The organism is Stutzerimonas sp. CXK-1, assembly GCF_057738225.1.
This window is the reverse complement of the sequence record NZ_CM173217.1, coordinates 1,794,130-1,813,868: the sequence shown is the minus strand read 5'-3', so window position 1 is coordinate 1,813,868 and position 19,739 is coordinate 1,794,130. Positions and strand designations below refer to the sequence as shown.

Here is a 19,739-nt window from a genome sequence, read left to right as displayed (position 1 = left end):
CACGAGTGATCCTGGGAGCTTATGGATATCGACGAAATCATCAGGCAGTCGCAAGCCGCCTGCGACGCGCTGAGCGCGGATGACGACGGCCTCAAGCGTGAAGTGCTGAGTCATGCCGGCAATCGCTGGTCACTCGGAATCGTTCATACGCTTGGCGTCGCCGGCCGGCTGCGCCACGCCGAACTGGCCAGGCGCCTGGACGGCGTAACGCAGCGGATGCTGACGCGCAGCCTGCGCCAACTGGAGCGCGACGGCCTGGTCCATCGGCAGGACCATGCCGAAGTCCCGCCCCGGGTCGAATACGAACTCACGGCCCTTGGCCGCGGACTGCTTGCCCAGATGGTGCCGCTATGGACGTGGGTAATCGGGCACGCCGATGAGTTTCGGGCCGCACGACATCGCTACGATGCGCGAAGCCAGGGCCATGCCGAAGGGGCGCGCCTCGACCGAGAGGCCGGAGAACGAGCGTAACGGTCACCGTTGCCGGCCCTCCAGCGGCGACTGCCTGAGCCGGCCCGCAACTCCCGCGCCGCCGGATTGCCGCCTAGGCTGCGCCGGTCACGGCCGCGCGTATGTCAGCGGCCAGCTGGCGCACGCACTCTTCGCGGGTGTCCCACGAGCACATGAAGCGCGCACCACCGACGCCGATGAAGGTATAGAACATCCAGCCGCGGTTTCTCAGCGCTTCCAGCGCCGCGGGGGGAAGGCTGACGAAGACGCCGTTGGCCTGCACCGGAAACATCAGCTCGACGCCTGGCAGTTCCCGGATCAGCTCGGCCAGCAGCTGGGCGCAGCGGTTGGCATGCTCGGCGTATTTCAGCCAGGCACCGTTCTCGAGCAGCCCGACCCAGGGAGCCGACAGAAAGCGCATCTTGGAAGCCAGCTGGCCGGCCTGCTTGCAGCGATACTCGAAATCGACGGCCAGTTCGCGATTGAAGAACAGGATGGCCTCGCCTACTGCCATGCCGTTCTTCGTACCACCGAAACAAAGCACATCGACACCTGCTTTCCAGCTCAGCTCGGCGGGCGACATGCCCAGGTGCGCACAGGCATTGGCGAAGCGCGCGCCGTCCATATGCAGGTGCAGCCCGAGCTCCCTGCAGGTATCGCTGATGGCACGCAGTTGCTCGGGCTGGTAGACGGTACCGACCTCGGTGGCCTGGGTCAGGCTTACCACGCGCGGCTTGGGGTAATGGATATCCTTGCGCTTGAGGGCGATTTCACGGATGGCCGCTGGCGTCAGCCTGCCCTGCTCGGTCCGCGCGACCAGCAGCTTGGAGCCGTTGGAAAAAAATTCCGGCGCGCCGCACTCATCGGTTTCGATGTGTGCAATGTCGCCGCAGATGACGCTGTGGTAGCTCTGGCAGAGCGACGACAAGGCCAGCGAGTTGGCCGCCGTGCCGTTGAAGGCGAAGAACACTTCGCAGTCGGTGTCGAACAGCGCGCGGAAGTGATCGGCGGCGCGGGTGGTCCATTGGTCGTTGCCGTAGGCCTTGTCGTGGCCCTGATTCGCCCTCGCCATGGCCTCCCAGGCTTCGGGGCAGATGCCGGAGTAGTTGTCGCTGGCAAACTGTTGATTGGCAGTGGTCATCACATCCTCTTCGTATGGCACTGCCGGGTGGTGGCTGGCAGCACCTTAGGTTTTAGAGCCCCCGCCTGGCGAGCGCAAACCCGATTGGCGGAGCGGCAGCTGTTTCATGGACAGCACCGATCCGCCTCGGCTTTAGCCGTTCGTCGCCAGCCTGCCTCGCCTGGGGCTCCGGAAGAGGTCGCCGTCAACCCAGCTGGGTGGCCAGCTCCGGCAGGATCTCGAACAGATCCCCGACCAGGCCGTAGTCGGCGACCTGGAAGATCGGCGCTTCCTCGTCCTTGTTGATCGCGACGATCACCTTGGAGTCCTTCATGCCGGCCAGGTGCTGGATGGCACCGCTGATGCCGACGGCGATGTACAGCTGCGGCGCGACGATCTTGCCGGTCTGGCCGACCTGCATGTCGTTCGGCACGAAGCCGGCGTCGACCGCGGCGCGCGAGGCACCGACCGCGGCGCCGAGCTTGTCGGCCAGCGAGTACAGGTGCTTGAAGTTGTCGCCGTTCTGCATGCCGCGGCCGCCGGAAACGACGATCTTGGCTGCGGTCAGCTCCGGGCGGTCGGACTTGGCCAGCTCTTCGCCAACGAAGGCGGACTTGCCGGCGTCACCGCTGCCGGAGACCTGCTCGACGGCCGCCGAGCCGCCCTCGGCGTTCACCGCGTCGAAGCCGGTGGCACGCACGGTGATGACCTTGATCGGGGCGCTGGACTGCACGGTGGCGATGGCATTGCCGGCGTAGATCGGGCGTTTGAAGGTGTCGGCACTTTCAACGGCAATGATCTCGGAGATCTGGTCGACATCCAGCAGCGCGGCCACGCGCGGCAGGAAGTTCTTGCCGTTGGTGGTGGCCGGGGCCAGCACGTGGCTGTAATTTTTCGCCCCACTTTCCCCTACAAGCTGCGCGATCAGCGGCGCGACGTTTTCCGGCAGCTGATTGGCGTAGGCCGCGTCGTCGGCGACCAGCACCTTGGACACGCCCTCGATCTTGGCCGCCGCTTCACCGATGGCGCCGCAGCCGCTGCCGGCGACCAGCACATGGATGTCGCCGCCGATCTTGGTGGCCGCCGCCACGGTGTTCAGGGTTGCAGCCGCCAGGACCGCGTTGTTGTGTTCAGCGATAACCAGGATAGCCATCAGATCACCTTCGCCTCGTTCTTCAGTTTCTCGACCAGTTCAGCCACGGACTTGACCTTGATACCGGCGCTGCGGGCAGCCGGCGCTTCGACCTTGAGGGTCTTCACGGTCGAGGTGGTGGTCACGCCCAGCGCCTCGGGCGTCAGGGTTTCCAGCGGCTTCTTCTTGGCCTTCATGATGTTCGGCAGCGACGCGTAGCGCGGCTCGTTCAGGCGCAGGTCGGTGGTGACGATCGCCGGCAGGTTCAGCGCGATGGTCTGCAGGCCGCCGTCGATCTCGCGGGTGACGTTGACCTTGTCGCCGGCGACTTCCACCTTGGAGGCGAAGGTGCCCTGGGCGTAGCCGGTCAGCGCGCCGAGCATCTGCCCGGTCTGGTTGTTGTCGCTGTCGATCGCCTGCTTGCCGAGGATGATCAGTTGCGGCTGCTCCTTGTCGACCACGGCCTTGAGCAGCTTGGCGATCGCCAGGGAATTGAGTTCATCAGCGGACTCGACCAGCACGGCGCGGTCGGCGCCCAGCGCCAGGGCGGTACGCAGCTGCTCCTGGGCAGCGCTCGGGCCGACGGAGACGACCACGATTTCGCTGGCCACGCCTTTCTCTTTCAGGCGCACGGCTTCTTCCACGGCGATTTCGCAGAAGGGGTTCATCGACATCTTGACGTTGGCCAGGTCAACGCCGGAGTTGTCCGCCTTGACGCGGACCTTGACGTTGTAGTCAACCACTCGTTTGACGGCGACCAGTACTTTCATGTTGAAAACCTCTCGATCTCACGGGAGCGGATGCCCGCCGCCCAGCGGCGGGTAAGGCGAGCACCTGCCGGGTCGGTTCAGAAAAGCTCGTCGACGAGCGCCATGGTGCTGTGGCTACCGGCGAGCACGCTGGCAAGCAGGGCGCCGGTGCGAGGCAGCAGGTGGTCGGTGTAGAAGCCCGCGGTGACCAGCTTGGCCTCGAGAAAGGCGGGATCGCCGCGCCCTGCGGCCAGCGCGGCGGACGCGGCCAGCGCCGAGCGCGCCATGGCCCAGCCCCCGCACAGGTAACCCAACAGCATCATCAGGTTGAAGGCGACGCTGCCGGGCAGCGCGGGATCGCTTGCAGCACCTTCCAGCAGGTACTGGCGCGCTCGCCGTGCAGCTGCCAGCGCCTCGGCCAGCGGCGCCGCCAGCCTGCTGCAGCGCGCATCCTGGCGCAGGTGGCCGAGGGTCGTGTCGATGTCATCGAGCAGCTCGGCCAGCAATGCTCCTTCGTTGGCGAGGGTCTTGCGCCCTACCAGGTCCATCGCCTGGATGCCGTTGGTGCCTTCGTAGATGGGCAGGATGCGCGCATCACGGAAATGCCGCGCAACACCGGTCTCTTCGACATAGCCCATGCCGCCGTGAACCTGCACGGCCAGCGAGGTCACCTCCTGCGCCAGCTCGGTCAGCCAGCCCTTGATGATCGGCGTGTAGAGATCCACGCGGCCCTGGCGGGCACGGTGGCTGGCCGGGTCGGGCGCATGGCGGGCGCGGTCCAGTTCGGCCGCCGCGAGCAGCGCCAGGGCGCGCATGGCCTCGGTCGAGGCCTTCATCTGCATCAGCATGCGGCGCACATCGGGGAAGCGGATGATCGGGTAGCGGCTGCCGTCGCGCTGGGTGCCCTGCAAGCGCTCGCGGGCATAGCTGCGGGCGTCCTGCCAGGCGCGTTCGGAAATCGCCAGGCCCTGCAGCCCCACGGCCTGACGCGCGTGGTTCATCATCGTGAACATGCAGGCCAGCCCGGCGTGCGGCTCGCCGACCAGGTAGCCGATCGCCCCGCCCTGCTCGCCAAAGCTCATGGTGCAGGTCGGGCTGCCGTGGATCCCGAGCTTGTGCTCCAGCGACACGCAGCGCACATCGTTCGGCTCGGCGGCTTCGCCTGCGGCGTTCGGCAGGAACTTGGGCACCAGAAACAGCGAGATACCCTTTACGCCAGCAGGCGCATCCGGCAGGCGAGCAAGCACCAGATGAATCACGTTGGATGTCATCTGGTGGTCGCCCCAGCTGATGAAGATCTTCTGCCCGGTGATGCGGTAGTGCTCGCCTTCGGGAACCGCGCGCGCCTTGACAGCCGCCAGATCGGAGCCGGCATCCGGCTCGGTGAGATTCATCGTGCCGGTCCACTCGCCGCTGACCAGCCTGGGCAGATAGCGCGCCTGCAACGGTGCCGACGCATGATGCGCCAGGGCCTCGATGGCGCCCTGGGTCAGCAGTGGGCAAAGCGCGAACGCCATGTTCGCCGCGTGCCAGACCTCACTGACCGCGGTCCCCAGCACATTCGGTAGCGCCTGCCCGCCAAACGCCTCGGGCGCGGTAAGCGAGCACCAGCCCCCTTCGCTGAACAACCGATAGGCGTCGGCGAAACCGGGCGCCTCCTTGACGCCGTGCTCGGTCAGCCGGACGCCTTCCCGGTCGCCGATCGCGTTCAGCGGCGCCAGCACTTCGGCGCCCAGTTTTCCCGCCTCGGCCAGTACTGCCGCCGCCAGCTCGCTGTTGATATCGCCCAGGCCAAGCTCGGCGCATAGGCGCTCGAAGCCCAGTACTTCATTGAGCACGAACTCGGTGTCGCGGTACGGGTGGACGTAATCGGCCATGTGCGTTTCTCTCGGTGCGTTAGTGGTAGCGCTGGCCGCTGTGCAGCCGCGCGCGGAAGTCGTCGGTGAGTTGGTACAGCCCGCCGTGGTGTGCATGACGCCCGGCGCGGGCAGCGAACTCGGCGAGCCCCAGGTTCTGGATGTAGCGCAGCGCGCCACCGCGAAAGCGCGGGAAGCCGAGGCCGAGCACCAGGCCCATGTCCGCTTCGGCGGCACTGGCGACGATGCCGTCTTCGAGGCAGCGCACGGTTTCCAGGCACAGCGGGATCATTAGCCGGTCGACGATGTCCTGGTCGCTCACCTCGGCGCCCGGCGTACCCAGCAGCGCCCGCGCCTCGGCCGACGGCTCGCGCCGGCGCCGGCCGTGCTCGTCGGTGCCGTAGAGGTAGAAACCGCGGCCGTTCTTCTGGCCCAGGCAGCCGGCCGCGAGCAACTGCTCCATCACCGGCTCGCCGTCATGCCCCATGCGTGCGGGGTAGCCCTCCTGCAGCACCCGGTCGGCATGCACCATCGTGTCCAGCCCGATCACATCGGCGAGATACGCCGGCCCCATGGGCCAGCCAAAGGCTTCCATCACCCGGTCGATACGCTCGAAATCGACACCGTCCTGCAGCAGCCGGTTGAAGCCGTTGAAGTAGGGAAACAGCACCCGATTGACCAGAAAGCCCGGACAGTCGCCGACCACGATGGGCGTCTTGCCCAGCGCCAGGGCGAAGGCCACGGTGCGCGACAGCGTCGCTTCGTCGGTGTGGCGACCGCGGATGACCTCCACCAGCGGCATCATCGGCACCGGGTTGAAGAAGTGCATGCCGCAAAAGCGCTCGGGGTGGCGCAGCCCTTCGGCCAGCCTGTCGATGGAAATGGTCGAGGTGTTGGAGGCCAGCACCGCGGCGTCGGCCACCAGCCCCTCGGCTTCGCCGAGCACCGCGGCCTTGACGTCGGCCCGCTCGACCACTGCCTCCACCAGCAGATCGACTTCGGCGAAGCCCTGCCAGTCCAGCGTCGGGGTGATCCGCTCGAGGATCGCCGCCTTCTGTGCCTCGCTCAGCTTGCCCTTGGCGATCTGCCGGTCGAGCTGGGCAGTGGCGGTGCGCATGCCCAGCTCCAGCGCCTCGGCACGGATGTCCTTCATCAGGATCGGCGTGCCGCTGGCTGCCGCCTGGTAGGCAATGCCGCCGCCCATGATGCCAGCGCCGAGCACTGCGGCGCGGCGAACCGGCGCGGCGCCTTCGGCATGCCGACGGGCCTGCTTGCGCACCGCCTGATCGGCGAGGAACAGCCCGACCAGCGAGGCCGCCTCGGGCCCACGCGCCAGGGCCACGAAGGTCTCGCGTTCGACCTGCAGCGCCTCGGCGAACTGCAGCCCGGCGTGGGCCTGCACCGCGGTGAGAATCGCCTGCGGCGCCGGGTAGCGCGGGTCGAGCGTGTCGCCACGGGCGGCGACGCCGTCCGGCACAGCCACCGGCCGACGCTTGCGTGCGCGCCGGGCCTGCCAGTCGCCGCCCTCGGCAACCTCACCGAGCAACGCCAGCGCCTCTTGGCGCAAGGCTTCCGGGGCCACCACACGGTCGGCGACACCGGCCGTCAACGCCGCCCCGGCCTTCCGCGGCTTGCCCTCGAGCAGCCAGTCCAGCGCATCGGCCACACCGACAAGGCGCGACAGCCGCACCGTGCCGCCGAAGCCGGGGCAAATGCCCAGGGTGACTTCCGGCAGGCCGACTCGCGCATCCTCGGCCAGCACCCGGTAATCGGTAGCCAGCGCCAGCTCCAGGCCGCCACCAAGGGCGAATCCGTTGATCGCGGCAACGCTTGGGTAGGGCAGCGACTCCAGGCGCCCGAGGCTGTCCAGCGCCTGCTCGAGCCAGGCATGCAGCGCGCCCTCCCCGGCCTCGAACAGCGCGGGGAATTCGCTGACGTCCGCACCGACCACGAACGCCGGCTTGGCGCTGCGCACCAGCAGCCCGCGCAGCGCGGTGTGCTCGAGCACCTCCAGCGCCGCGCGCAGATCCGCCAGGGTGGCGCGGTCCAGTTTGTTGACCGACGAGCCGTCGAGATCCAGCACCAGCTCGGCGAAGCCGTCGCCAAGCAATTCCAGGCGCAGCGCCTGCCCTTGGTAAAGAGTCATCAGAGGCGCTCCAGCAATGCGGCGATGCCCTGGCCGCCGCCGATGCACAGGCTGACCACGGCGAAGCGGCCGCCGCTGCGTTGCAGCTCGTGCACGGCCTTGACCATCAGGATCGCCCCGGTGGCGCCGATGGGGTGGCCGAGGGAGATGCCGCTGCCGTTGGGGTTGACCTTTTCCAGCGGCAGGTCGAGCTGCTGCACCACCGCCAGCGCCTGTGCCGCGAACGCCTCGTTGAGCTCGAAGAAATCGATATCGCCGATCTCCAGCCCGTTGCGCGCCAGCAGCTCGCGCACCGCCGGCACCGGGCCGATGCCCATGATCTCGGGTGCCACGCCGGACACCTGGTAGTCCACCAGCCGCGCCATGGCCTGGTGGCCGTTGGCCTCGGCGTACTCGCGGTCCATCAGCAACAGCGCCGCGGCGGCGTCGTTCAGGCCAGACGCGTTGCCCGCGGTAACGGTGCCGCCCTCGCGCTTGAACGCCGGGCGCAGAGCCGCCAGCTCTTCCGGCGTGCAGTCGTGGCGCACGTGCTCATCGGTGTCGAACGACCGCGTGCCTTTGCGGGTTTTCAGCTCCACGGGGACGATCTGCCCGGCGAAGCGCCCCTCGGCGATGGCGCGGGCCGCCCGGCGGTGACTTTCCAGGGCGAGAGCGTCCTGCTGCGCACGGCTGATGCCGTAGCGCTCGGCAACGTTTTCCGCCGTGATTCCCATGTGATAACGGTTGATCGGACAGGTCAGCGCGCCAACCATCAGGTCGAGTGTCTGGCCGTCCCCCATCCGCTGGCCAAAGCGGGCCGCGGGCAGCAGGTAGGGCGCGCGGCTCATGGACTCGGCGCCGCCCGCGATCGCCGCTTGGCAAACGCCGAGTTGCAGCTGCTGCGCCGCACTGATGACCGCTTGCAGGCCGCTGCCACAGAGCCGGTTCACCGACATGGCGACGCAGCGCTCGGTCAGGCCCCCTTCCAGCGCCGCCACCCGCGAGAGATACAGATCGCGCGACTCGGTCGGCAGTACGTTACCGAACACGCAGTGCCCCACGCTCGCCGGGTCCACGCCGTAGCGCTTGACCGATTCGGCAACCAGTTGGGTTGCCAGCTCACTCGACCTGGCGTCTTTGAGGCTGCCGCCGAAATCCCCGATCGCCGTGCGCAAAGCGCCGGTGATCACCACCTCACGTAGTTGCATGGAAGGCTCCCTGCTCAGGTAGAGTTGCCGGATAGCGCGCAGGAAAGGCCTCGAGCCGGCCATTGCACCAGCCGAGCACGTCGCCGCTCGCTTGTTCGTAAATCGCTGCTAGCTTCGCCGCTCACGCAGGCGCCAGCCATAACCAAAGCTGACTAATACTTGACATAAACGGACAATCCGAGAGCCTCACATGTCTTACGAGGGCTACAGCATTTCGGTCCACTTCGCCTGCAGCGCCATCAAGGCGGCGCAGCGCAGTGGGCTCGACGAACAGGCGTTGCTGCAGGAAGCCGGCATCGGCCAGCGCTTGCTCGACAACGCGCAGATGCGCATGACCTCACTGCAGTTCAGCCGGCTGATGCTGGCGCTATGGCGCGTTGGCGACGACGAATTCATGGGCCTTGCGCCCTACCGTAGCCGCCACGGTGTGTTCGCCCTGATGGCCCGCCAGGTCATCGGCTGTCGTCGCCTGGCCTCGGTCTATTACCGAATGGCGCGCTTTTACAATCTGGTCAACGATTCGCTGCGTCTGGAGCTGACCGCCGATGGCGAGCAAACGGCTTTCGTGATGCGCCTGGCCGATCCGGAGCGTGATTCGGAGCATCTCTTGCGGGAAGTGTTCATGCTGCTCTGGCATCGTTTCGCCAGCTGGCTGGTGGGCCAGCGCATCGGATTGCGGGAGGTGCACTTCGACTACCCGCAACCGGCCAACCATGCCGAGTACAGGTTGATGTTTCCCTGCCCGGCACGCTTCTCGATGCCTGATTGCCGCCTGGTACTCGACCCTCAATGCCTGGACATGCCGGTGGTCCAGACGCCCGCCACGCTGCGTGAACACCTGCGGCGGGCGCCGCTGGAATGGTTCACCCGCCCGTCCTACCAGGCCACCTTCACGCGCAGCGTCAGTGACCTGTTCCAACACGATGGCGCGTTCAGGGATCTCGGTATCGAGGCCGCGGCAGAGGCGCTGCATATCACCGAGCGCACGCTGCGGCGGCGTCTTGCCCTCGAAGGTGTCCGCTTCCAGGCGCTCAAGGATGGCCTGCGCCGCGACCTGGCCATCCACTACCTCAGCCAGGCAGGCCTGCCGATCAGTGAAATCGCCCAGCGTCTCGGCTTCTCCGAACCTTCGGCTTTCACCCGTGCCTTTCGCCAGTGGACCGGCGACAGCCCACGCGCCTATCGGGAAGCGGCGCGGGCCTGAACGCCTAGCCGCGCAAGCGCAGCGGATCCACCAGGCGTGCCGCGACGGCCATGCCGACCAGATCGGCCAGGCGCTCGGCCTGCATGCGTTTCATCACCCGGGACCGATAGAGGTCGACGGTCTTGATGCTGATGTCGAGCTGGCGAGCGATTTCCTTGGTGGTGTAGCCCTGCACCAGCGGCAGCAGTACATCGCGCTCTCGCGGGGTCAGGCTATCCAGGCGGGCCTGCAGGCTGACGTGCTCGCCGGTGCCGCCGGCACGTTCCTGACGACTGAGCGCCTGCTGCACGCTATCGAGCAGCAATTGCTCGTTGTAGGGCTTCTCGATGAAATCCACCGCGCCGGCCTTGAAGGCGCGAACCACGATAGGCACATCGGCATGGCCACTGACGAAGATCACGGGCAACTGCAGCCCGCGCGCGCGCATGGCCTCCTGAACCTGCAGACCGCCCATACCCGGCATCCTGACGTCCAACAGCACGCAGGCGTTATCCGCGCCATTGCAGGCTTCGAGAAACTCCCGCCCGCCGGTGAACGGTCTGGCAGACAACCCCACCGACTCCAATAGCCAGACCGTCGAGTCGAGCATGCCCTGGTCGTCGTCGACGATATACACCACCTGCTCGTGAGCATCGCTCATCCGCGTTCCTCTGTTGTTATTGTCTTGATCGGCAGGCGACAGCGCATGCACAGTCCTCCGTTCTCGCCCGGCTGGCCCTGCAACGCGCCGCCAAACCCCTCGATGATGCTGCGGCTCATCGGCAACCCGAGCCCGAGACCGTCCGGCTTGCGGGTGAAGAACGGCGTAAAGGCCTGCTCGAGTTCCTGCTCATCCAACCCACGGCCCTGGTCCGCAACGGCCAGGACCACCTCATCGGCCTGTCGCTCGGCGCGCAATACGATACGCGACGGCTGCCCCGGGTGGGCTTCGCGGTTCGCTTCTATCGCATTGCGCAGGAGGTTGATCAAGACCTGCTCGAGCAGCACGCGGTCGGCATAGACCCGCGGCAGGTCGGCGGCCAGCGCCTGCTCGACGGTCACCTGGGCGGCAGCGGTCTCCCACGCGCAGAGGCGCACCGCGTCGCGCGCGACCTCGGCGACATCGAGCGGCTGCATGCGCCGCTGCCCCTTGCGCAGGAACGCCCGCAAGCGCTTGATCACCTCCGAGGCATGATTGGCGTGCTCGGTAATCCGCTCCAGGCCCTGGGCCACCCGCTCGGCTGCTTGCGGATTTTGCCCCAGGCTCTGCAGGTAGCGCTGGCTGGCGCTGGCGTAGTTGACCACCGCCGCGAGCGGCTGGTTGATCTCATGCGCGATGCCGGATGCCAGCTCGCCGAGGGTGATAAGGCGCCCCGTATGCGCGAGCTCGTCCTGGTGGCGCCGCTGCTGCGCCTCGCGCAGCTCACGCTCGCTCATGTCGCGGGCCACCAGCGAGTAATAACGCTCGCCGCCGGTCGTCCGATGCGCCAGCAGCACGAGGGAAATCGGCACCGAGGCACCGCCGTCCTGCGCGAGCAGACGCGAATCGCAGCTCCAGACGCCCTCGCGCTCGGCGGTCGTGCGGCCGGTTCCGTGCAGCAGCGCCAGTACCTCGGTATCGAACAGCGCATCGAGTGCCGGCATCTGCCCATCCTGCAAACGCAGCGTTCGCCTTGCCGCCGGATTGAGATAGGTCACCCGCCCCTCGGCATCGATGAACAACACCAGGTCAGTGTTTACTTCCACCACCTCGGCCAGCCGCCGGCGGTTCTCTTCGGCCTGCACCCGCGCGGTGATGTCGCGCGACACGCTGACCACCTCGACCACCGCGCCGGTATAGGTCTCGCGGATGGCATGGCTGGCGGTCTCGAACCACAGGTAGTGACCGTCTCGATGGCGCACCCGGTAGGTCATGGTGTGATAGCCGTCCACCTCCAGCGCGTCGCGGCTGCGCGCCGGCAACTGGGCCCGGTCTTCGGGGTGGAACAGGGTTTCCACGAGCTGTCCACGCAGTTGCTCCGGCCAATAGCCGAGCAGCCGCCAGGCCGCTGGCGAGGCGTCGAGAAAGCGTCCATCGGGCGCGTGCCGGGAGATCAGGTCGGTGGTGTTTTCGGTGATCAGCCGATACAGGCGCCGGGCGCGTGCCGCATCCCGCTCGGCCAGGACCTGTGCGGTCGCCTCTCGACAGCGCGCGAGCACCCGGTTCTGCGCGGGATCGGGAACAAAGGTCCAGATCAGGATGCGCTGGTCGTATTCGGCCTCCACCCCTTCGATAGCCCGTTGCTGCGCCAGACAAGCGCCGACCAGCGCGGCGTGATTGACGGGCAGAAAGCGCAGCAGCTCATCCAGAGGGCGATCGGCCAGCAGCGCCAGCAGGGCAGCGTTCAGCTCGACGGGATGCGCGTGCTCGTCCAGCAGCAGGCTCGGTTGCGGATCCAGGCCGAGCAACGGCGACTGACGCGCCAGGCCGCTGGCGCATGCGAGCAGGCTCAGCAACAGCTCGCGTACCCAGCTCAGCGAGCAGGGACCGACATCGCCATCGGTGGCAAGCAACAACAACCCGGGTACGGCTTCATCCAGATCCAGCGCCAGCACGGCGCCCTGAACGATACCTGCCCGGCGCAGGCGGCCGGCAAGCCAGCAGTCCAGCCCACGGACAACGGCGAGGTCGAGCAGGCCCTCGCCGCCGAGCCGCTCATGCAGCAGGCGATCACTGGCCTGCAGCGGATCACCCAGCCCGGGAGGCAGCTGTGCGCCACTGCCCTCATGGGTGTAGATGCCGGCGCCGGCCTGCCAGGTCATGTAGTACGCCTGGCGTACCCCGGCGCAGCCGCGCAGCACCCGGCACAGGGCATCGGCGCGCGCGTCGAGCGCTACCTGTTCACGCTGCAGACGCAGCCAGGTGTGAAGGCGAACGGGAGTTGTGCTCATAAGCAATCCGTCTGAAAGGTTGGTCGGGAGAAACCCCCTGGCCCGCACGGAAATAGATATAGGAGTATTACCATATTCGTCCAGCAATACTTCCATATGCCTTCCGACTGATCTATAAGATTTGCAAGCCGCCCGGGCGAAGCTCCCAGGCGATGCAGAACAAGAGCTAATAATCAGCCAAGTGGTGTCTTGCATGACCATCTACGAACAGGGCCTTGCGCCCGCCGCAGTCAACCATGTTGCCCTCAGCCCGCTCAGCTTCATCGAGCGCACCGCCAGCGTTTATCCCGACTACCCCGCCGTGATCCACGGTTCGATCCGTCGCACCTGGGCCGAAACCTACATGCGCTGCCGGCGCCTGGCCTCTGCGTTGGCCGGGCGTGGTATCGGCAAGGGCGATACCGTCGCGGTGATGCTGCCCAATATCCCCTCGATGCTCGAGGCCCATTTTGCCGTGCCCATGATCGGCGCGGTGCTCAATACGCTCAATGTACGCCTGGATGCCGAAGCCATTGCGTTCATGCTGCAGCATGGCGAGGCCCGGGTATTGATCGCCGACCGCGAGTTCGCCTCGGTCGTGCGCGCGGCCGTCGGGATGCTCGATCACCCGCCGCTCGTGATCGATGTGGACGACCCCGAGTACGGCGAAGGCGAGCCGGTTTCCAGCCTCGACTACGAGGCGCTGCTCGCCGAAGGTGACCCGGCGTTCGCCTGGCAGTGGCCGGAAGACGAGTGGCAGGCGATCAGCCTCAACTACACCTCCGGCACCACCGGCAACCCCAAGGGCGTGGTCTATCACCACCGCGGCGCCTATCTGAACGCGCTGGGCAACCAGATGACCTGGGCGATGGGCAACCATCCGGTGTATCTCTGGACGCTGCCGATGTTCCACTGCAACGGCTGGTGCTACCCCTGGACGATTACCGCGCTGGCCGGCGTCCATGTGTTCCTGCGCCGCGTCGACCCGCAGAAGATTCTCGGGCTGATTCGCGAACATCAGGTCACTCACCTGTGCGGCGCGCCGATCGTGCTCAATGCGCTGGTCAACATGCCCGCTTCGGCCAAAGCCGCCATCGACCACCCCGTGCACGCCATGGTCGCCGGCGCCGCGCCGCCGGCCAAGGTGATCGGCGCAGTCGAGGAAATGGGCATCAAGGTGACGCATGTCTACGGCCTGACCGAAGTCTATGGGCCGGTCACCATCTGCGCCTGGCATGCCGAATGGGACGAACGCCCTCTGGAGGAGCGCGCGGAAATCAAGGCACGCCAGGGCGTGCGCTACCCGACCCTGGAAGGGCTGATGGTGGCCGATCCCAAAACCCTGGAGCCGACCCCGCGCGACGGCCAGACCATCGGCGAGATCTTCATGCGCGGCAACACGGTGATGAAGGGTTATCTGAAGAACCCCAGTGCAACGGCCGAAGCGTTCGAAGGTGGCTGGTTCCATACCGGCGACCTGGCCGTCTGCCACCCGGACGGCTACGTGGAGATCAAGGATCGGCTCAAGGACATCATCATTTCCGGCGGGGAGAACATTTCCACCATCGAACTCGAAGGTGTGCTGTACCGCCATCCTGCCGTGCTGGAAGCTGCCGTGGTGGCTCGACCGGATGAGAAATGGGGCGAAACCCCCTGCGCCTTCATCAACCTCAAGGCCGATCACCAGGCCGTCGACGAAGACGCCATCATCAGTTTCTGCCGCGAGCACCTGGCCTCGTTCAAGGTGCCACGCACCGTCATATTCGGGGCGCTGCCCAAGACCTCGACCGGCAAGATCCAGAAGTACGTCCTGCGCGAACGGGCACGCGACCTGTCGCCACCCCAGGCTGCACCTCTGCGCAATCTGGCCTGACCCCTCTTTTTCTGCCTGGTACTGCCATCCCGTTGCAGGGATGGCGGCTGCCGGCGGCATCCGTTCACAACAACAAGAAGGCGCCACGCGGCGTCAACGGAGGCTCCATGCAACTGTACAAACGTAACGACGGCGACGAACAACCCTGCTGGAAGGCCGGACCGTTCAAGCTTCGCCTGCCTTTCGTGCACTACCGCTGGGAAACCGCGGAGATGCTCCAGGCGCTGATCATGTTCGTGGTCAGCCTGGGCATGATCCCGCTGCTGGAGAAATACCTCGGCCTGCCCTACGACGTGGCGCTGGCCTACGTGGTGGTGTGCGGCATCGGCTTCATGCTGCCGGCGCTGCTCGGCGTGCCGCTGGTGCCGGGCTGGATCACCCCCGGGATCCCGGTTGTGCTGCTGTTTCTCGGCAACTTCGAGCCGGGGCCGGAGGCGATCCGCGCGCTGTTCGCGCTGCAGATCCTGGTCTGCGTCATCTTCTTCCTGCTCGGGGTCACGCGCCTGGGCAGCGTGATGGTGCGCATCGTGCCCAACTCGATGAAGGGCGGGATCATCATCGGCGCCGGCATCGCCGCGCTGATCGGCGAGATCGAGACCGGCGGGCGCCTGGCCAACACGCCCATCTCGCTGGTGCTGGGCAGCCTGATCTGCCTGTACCTGATGTTCTCGGTGTCGTTCCGCGGGCTCACCGAGCGGGTGCCGCTGGCGCGCAAGATCGTCAACTACGGCATGGTCCCGGGGATGATCGTGGCCATCGTCGCCGGCATCGCGGTGGGCGAGTACAGGATGCCGGACGTGCGCTTCGGCATCACCGCGCCGGCTTTCGACCAGCTCTGGCAGTACCTGCCCTTCACCACCGGCTTCCCCGACGCCCAGGTGTTCATGCTGGCGGTGCCCACCGCGGTGATCGCCTACATCATCGCCTTCGGCGACATCATCGTCGGCCAGTCGCTGATGCAGCGCGCCGACGAGCTGCGCACCGACGAGAAGATCGAGATCAACGTCGATCGCATCCACCTGGTGTGCGCCATCCGCAACGCCCTGCATGCCTTCTTCGCGCCCTACCCGGGCCTGGCCGGCCCGCTGTGGACGGCCGTGGCGGCGACCATGGCCGAGCGCTACAAGTACGGCCGCAAGGCGATGGAGTCGATCTACAGCGGCGCCGGCACCTTCTGGATCACCGGCTTTCTCGCGCTGTTCGTGCTGCCGCTGGTGAGCTTCTTCCAGCCGGTACTGCCGATCGCCCTGTCGCTGACGCTGATCCTCACCGGCTACATCTGCCTGATGGTCGGCTTCGAGCAGCTCAACAACAACGCCGAACGCGGTATCGCCGGCACCATGGGTGTGGTGCTGGCGGTGTACGGCGCGGGCTGGGGCCTGGCCGCTGGCGCCGTGCTGTACCTGCTGATCGAGCGCACCCACCTGCTGCGCTTCGCCTCCCCGGGGCTGCGCGCCCAGCGCCCCAGCGAAGCCGAGTGATTTCCGGCCGCCGGCAACGGCGGCCCCTCTCCGAACCTCCCGCCATCGGCATGCACGGCCGATGCGGGCGGCTGCACCCAACAACAAGAAAAAGGACACCGCCATGACGCTCACCCCCCGTCACCTGTTGCTCGCCCTCGCCGCCAGCGGCCTCGCCGGCCCCGCCTGCGCCGCCTTCGTCGAGGACAGCAAGGCCCAGCTGGACCTGACCAACTTCTACTTCAACCGCGACTTCCGCGACCCCGGCGCCGCCCAGTCCAAGGCCGACGAATGGGCCCAGGGCTTCGCGCTGAGGATCGCGTCCGGCTACACCGAGGGGCCGGTCGGCTTCGGCCTGGACGCCCTCGGCCTGCTCGGCGTCAAGCTCGACTCCAGCCCCGACCGCACCGGCACCGGCATCCTCAAGAGCGATCGCGAGGCGCCCTTCCGCGCCCAGGACGAATACGGCGAACTGGGCCTGACCGGCAAGCTGCGGGTGTCCCGGACCACCGTCCACGGCGGCACCCTGCAACCGCTGCTACCGGTGCTGATGCGCAACTACAGCCGCCTGCTGCCGCAGACCTTCCGCGGCGCCTGGCTGAACAGCCGCGAGTGGGACGGGCTGACCCTCGACGCCGGCTGGCTGGGCGCGGTAAACCAGCGCAATTCCTCGGACTACGAGGACATGACCGTCTTCAACGGCGGCGCCCGCAATATCGAGCTTGGCCAGGCCGCCAGCGACCGCTTCCTGTTCGGCGGCGGCAGCTACCAGTGGACGCCGGCGCTGACCACCAGCTACTACGCCGCCGAACTGCAGGACCTCTACCGCGAGCACAACCTGCGCCTGCTGCACGTGCTGCCGCTGGGCGAGCAACAGAGCCTGAAGACCGACCTGCGCTACCTGCGCTCGACCGACGCCGGCAACAGCAACGTCGATGCCCATACCTTCGCGGCGATCCTCAGCTATCGCCTGCGTCACCACACGTTCAGCGCCAGCTACCAGCAACTGGACGGCAACACCGGCTACGCCTACATCGCCGGCTCCGACAACTTCCTGCCGCACCTCTCACAGGTCCAGGACTTCGGCAACGAGGACGAGCGCTCCTGGCAGCTGCGCTATGACTACGACTTTGCCGGCCTCGGCCTGCCTGGGCTGTCTTTCATGACGCGCTACACGAAAGGAAGCAACATCCAACTGCAGAACGACAACGGCAATGAATGGGAGCGCAACACCGACATCGCCTACGTTGCCCAGGACGGCCCCTTCAAGGGGCTGGGCATCAAGCTGCGCAACGCCACGGTACGCTCGGACTTCGGCAGCGATATCGACGAGAACCGGCTCATCCTGAGCTACAGCTTGCAGCTGCGCTAGCCGGCGCCTGGTGCGCTCAGTCGCCGCGCAGAACGGATCTTCGGCCACCGTGGCCGTCGGCAGATCTGCGCGGCGACTTCACCAGGACGGCTTGCGCCCTGTTGGCGCCCTTGGTGCGCCCTCTGCCGTGAGCCTGCGGTACAGACCAGCCAGGTACGAAAAGGCCCATCACTGCGCGACCTTTGTTACATGGCGCGGTAACGAGGTGCTCGTTGCGGACACCTGGGCTCAGTGGGAACACGCTGGGAACGGTCACATCTGCCCTGCACTAGGCAGGGCGGCAGCGCCGGGGCCAGGCGCGCCAGCGCCGCCATGCTAAAGCCCCGGAATACGGAGCTTTCGGCTTACTGCATGGTGCGACGGAGGACTCGAACTGACCGACCAGGCTGCTGAGCTTGCAGGTAGATGTTCTACGTTCCGTCCAACTGGGACCAATCTTGGGACACCAATCTAAACGGTGGAATCCAACGCAAGCTGTCTTTGCCCCTGCTGGCTTGAACGGCAGCCCCAGCGCATCACTCGCCTTCCATGCTTCGCCAGATGTCTGGCCAAAGCGCGCATATCAGCTGCATGCCCGAAGATCGGCTGGGGTTCGGAGCTGACGCCGATGGCGCGGCGACGGAAATTTGAGCAACGGGCGGCCTGGATATAGCCTCGCCCGAACATAAGCCTGCTACTCGGCGTACCGCCCAGCGGAAGCTTGGTAAGCTGGCTGCGTTCCACGGTCATTGGGGTTTTGTGTTTTCACTCAAGCGCAAAGGTGATTTCCGCCTGCAACTGACCCGCACGCTGAAGCAGCCTGGACGGCACAAGATCGAGCTGTATCTGTTCACTCCGCACGAAAGCGACCTTTCGGCATGGACCCTGTCGGAAGAGCAGTTTTTCTTTAAGGCGCTGACGCACAATTTCGGGCTGATGGGCATGCCATCGAAGGACCGCCTCATCAAGGCCGACCATTCCTTCGTCCTGCTCTCTCCGCACTACGAAATCATGTATGGCTCCTGGTTCTTCCAGTACCAGGCTTCGATGGAGCGGCTGCGCCAGCAGATGCTCACGTTCGGGGCTGTGGCAGAGCCCGTCGCACGCGGCCTGCGGCTCAGCCAGAACTTCGCGCAACGTTTGCGCAGGTCCAGCCCGAAGCAGAGCAATCAGCAGCGCTACTTTCGTCAGATGGACGTCTATTTCTCATGGCATGCCGAGCAGTTCCTGCTGGAAAGCATGACCCTCGAGGGCTACGCAACCGTCGATGAAGAACTCAAGCAATCGGTGGCGGAATTCCTGCGCCAGGAACGTCGATACCGCAAGGAGCGCGAGTACCTGAGCGACTTCCACGGAACCCCGACACGGATATGGAACCGCATGGCGCTGTATCACCGGCTGCTGGAGTATCCGGTGATGTTGCGCTCGAAGGTCACAACGCTGGGGGCCGGCACCCACAAGCTGGTCAAGGCGATGTCGACGATGCTGATCATGTCGTTCTTCACGTACTTCCTGTTCAACGCGCGCGGCGCCAGCGAGAAACTCTCGCTCACCCTTCTGCTGGTGATCGCGCTGGTCTATGCCGTTCGCGACCTGCTGCGCGACGACATGATCACGGCCATCACCCGCAGACTGCGCAAAGGCAAGCCGCGCTGGAAGATTCGCTTGCTGATGCCCTACACCCGCAAGGTGCTCGCGCAGCAACGGGTCTGGCTCGACTATCGCAAGCTGCCCGATCTGCCACCGTTGGTTCGAGAACACTCCGGCAAGTGGGCGACCAACGAGGAGCGGCAAATCATCTGCTATCGCGTGCTGACGACCCTGGACAAGGCAGCACTGGAGCACGACGAAATTCGGGAGCGCCTCACCCTGGATTGCGAACAGCTTTGCGCAATGATCCAGGCGAGCCACAACAAGCTGTTTGCCCAGTCCGAAGGCGAGGATTCCGCCAGCGACGACAGCAAAGGTGCAGTCCAGGCCCACCCCATCGAGAAGCAGCACGACTACAACCTGCTGCTGTTGCAGACCAATCCGGGCGAGCACTTTCCATCGGCCCAGCGCTGGCGCCTGAGGCTTGGCACCAACGGCATCGTGCAATGCGAAAGCAAGAAGGCCCACTGGCCTGAACCACCAGAGCTACAACGCTCCGCCTGGTATCGACTGAGCCGCCTGTGGCGATGGGGATGAACGCCATTGCGGGCCTGCCCAGCCTGCCAGTCGGCCACCTTCTCTCATCGAGGCCCGGCGTACGGCGCCTGGCGCCCGACGGCAGGCCAACGTCAGAACCATCGCGATGCCCATCACCAAAGGCTACAGGCAGCT

General features: G+C 66.2%; 14 protein-coding genes. 6 read left to right on the top strand and 8 right to left on the bottom strand.

Features of this window, described 5'->3' with window-relative positions:
* Positions 1–21 precede the first annotated feature (21 nt).
* Positions 22–471 carry a winged helix-turn-helix transcriptional regulator gene (locus AC0KXH_RS08595; protein WP_488224495.1) on the top strand — a complete coding sequence of 150 codons (450 nt, stop codon included), beginning with the start codon at positions 22–24 and terminating at the stop codon, positions 469–471.
* 73 nt (positions 472–544) lie between these two features.
* Here the strand turns inward: AC0KXH_RS08595 and AC0KXH_RS08590 are convergent, their stop codons facing one another.
* The 6 genes from AC0KXH_RS08590 to bktB all read right to left on the bottom strand — a co-directional run bounded on the left by AC0KXH_RS08590 (position 545) and on the right by bktB (position 8,640).
* The gene (locus AC0KXH_RS08590) at positions 545–1,591 is read right to left on the bottom strand and encodes a threonine aldolase family protein (RefSeq protein WP_041110619.1); all 1,047 of its coding nucleotides are present in this window, start codon (positions 1,589–1,591) and stop codon (positions 545–547) included.
* Between the two features lie 184 nt (positions 1,592–1,775).
* On the bottom strand, positions 1,776–2,723 hold the full coding sequence (locus tag AC0KXH_RS08585; protein ID WP_488224494.1) for an electron transfer flavoprotein subunit alpha/FixB family protein: 948 nt from the start codon (positions 2,721–2,723) through the stop codon (positions 1,776–1,778).
* Entirely contained in the window at positions 2,723–3,472 is a 750-nt protein-coding gene (locus tag AC0KXH_RS08580) for an electron transfer flavoprotein subunit beta/FixA family protein (RefSeq protein WP_488224493.1), read from the bottom strand. Before AC0KXH_RS08580 ends, AC0KXH_RS08585 begins: the two co-directional genes overlap by 1 nt.
* A 77-nt stretch (positions 3,473–3,549) precedes the next feature.
* Positions 3,550–5,328, bottom strand: a complete 1,779-nt coding sequence (locus tag AC0KXH_RS08575; RefSeq protein ID WP_488224492.1) for an acyl-CoA dehydrogenase — start codon at positions 5,326–5,328, stop codon at positions 3,550–3,552.
* Positions 5,329–5,347: 19 nt separating this feature from the next.
* Entirely contained in the window at positions 5,348–7,453 is a 2,106-nt protein-coding gene (gene fadB, locus AC0KXH_RS08570; protein ID WP_488224491.1) for a fatty acid oxidation complex subunit alpha FadB, read from the bottom strand.
* Entirely contained in the window at positions 7,453–8,640 is a 1,188-nt protein-coding gene (gene bktB / locus AC0KXH_RS08565) for a beta-ketothiolase BktB (protein WP_488224490.1), read from the bottom strand. The genes fadB and bktB overlap by 1 nt, the downstream gene beginning before the upstream one ends.
* 190 nt (positions 8,641–8,830) lie before the next feature.
* On the opposite strand from bktB, the gene AC0KXH_RS08560 reads away from it, so the two are divergent.
* Complete coding sequence (locus AC0KXH_RS08560; protein ID WP_488224489.1) at positions 8,831–9,844, top strand: AraC family transcriptional regulator; 1,014 nt, start codon at positions 8,831–8,833, stop codon at positions 9,842–9,844.
* Between the two features lie 4 nt (positions 9,845–9,848).
* On the opposite strand, the gene AC0KXH_RS08555 is transcribed toward AC0KXH_RS08560, so the two are convergent.
* Both AC0KXH_RS08555 and AC0KXH_RS08550 read right to left on the bottom strand, forming a co-directional pair.
* The gene (locus AC0KXH_RS08555) at positions 9,849–10,484 is read right to left on the bottom strand and encodes a response regulator transcription factor (RefSeq protein ID WP_041110514.1); all 636 of its coding nucleotides are present in this window, start codon (positions 10,482–10,484) and stop codon (positions 9,849–9,851) included.
* Positions 10,481–12,754, bottom strand: coding sequence for a PAS domain-containing sensor histidine kinase (locus tag AC0KXH_RS08550; RefSeq protein ID WP_143008623.1), 2,274 nt, complete (start codon positions 12,752–12,754; stop codon positions 10,481–10,483). Before AC0KXH_RS08550 ends, AC0KXH_RS08555 begins: the two co-directional genes overlap by 4 nt.
* A 193-nt stretch (positions 12,755–12,947) precedes the next feature.
* Between AC0KXH_RS08550 and AC0KXH_RS08545 the strand changes: the two genes are divergently transcribed.
* From AC0KXH_RS08545 to AC0KXH_RS08530, 4 genes are all read left to right on the top strand, one after another.
* On the top strand, positions 12,948–14,606 hold the full coding sequence (locus AC0KXH_RS08545) for an acyl-CoA synthetase (RefSeq protein WP_043219848.1): 1,659 nt from the start codon (positions 12,948–12,950) through the stop codon (positions 14,604–14,606).
* Between the two features lie 107 nt (positions 14,607–14,713).
* Positions 14,714–16,087 (top strand): solute carrier family 23 protein, encoded by a 1,374-nt coding sequence (locus AC0KXH_RS08540; RefSeq protein WP_312357989.1) that lies wholly within the window; start codon positions 14,714–14,716, stop codon positions 16,085–16,087.
* Between the two features lie 103 nt (positions 16,088–16,190).
* The gene (locus AC0KXH_RS08535; RefSeq protein ID WP_488224488.1) at positions 16,191–17,438 is read left to right on the top strand and encodes an OprD family porin; all 1,248 of its coding nucleotides are present in this window, start codon (positions 16,191–16,193) and stop codon (positions 17,436–17,438) included.
* Positions 17,439–18,176: 738 nt separating this feature from the next.
* Positions 18,177–19,604, top strand: coding sequence for a hypothetical protein (locus tag AC0KXH_RS08530; protein WP_488224487.1), 1,428 nt, complete (start codon positions 18,177–18,179; stop codon positions 19,602–19,604).
* Positions 19,605–19,739: the final 135 nt, after the last annotated feature.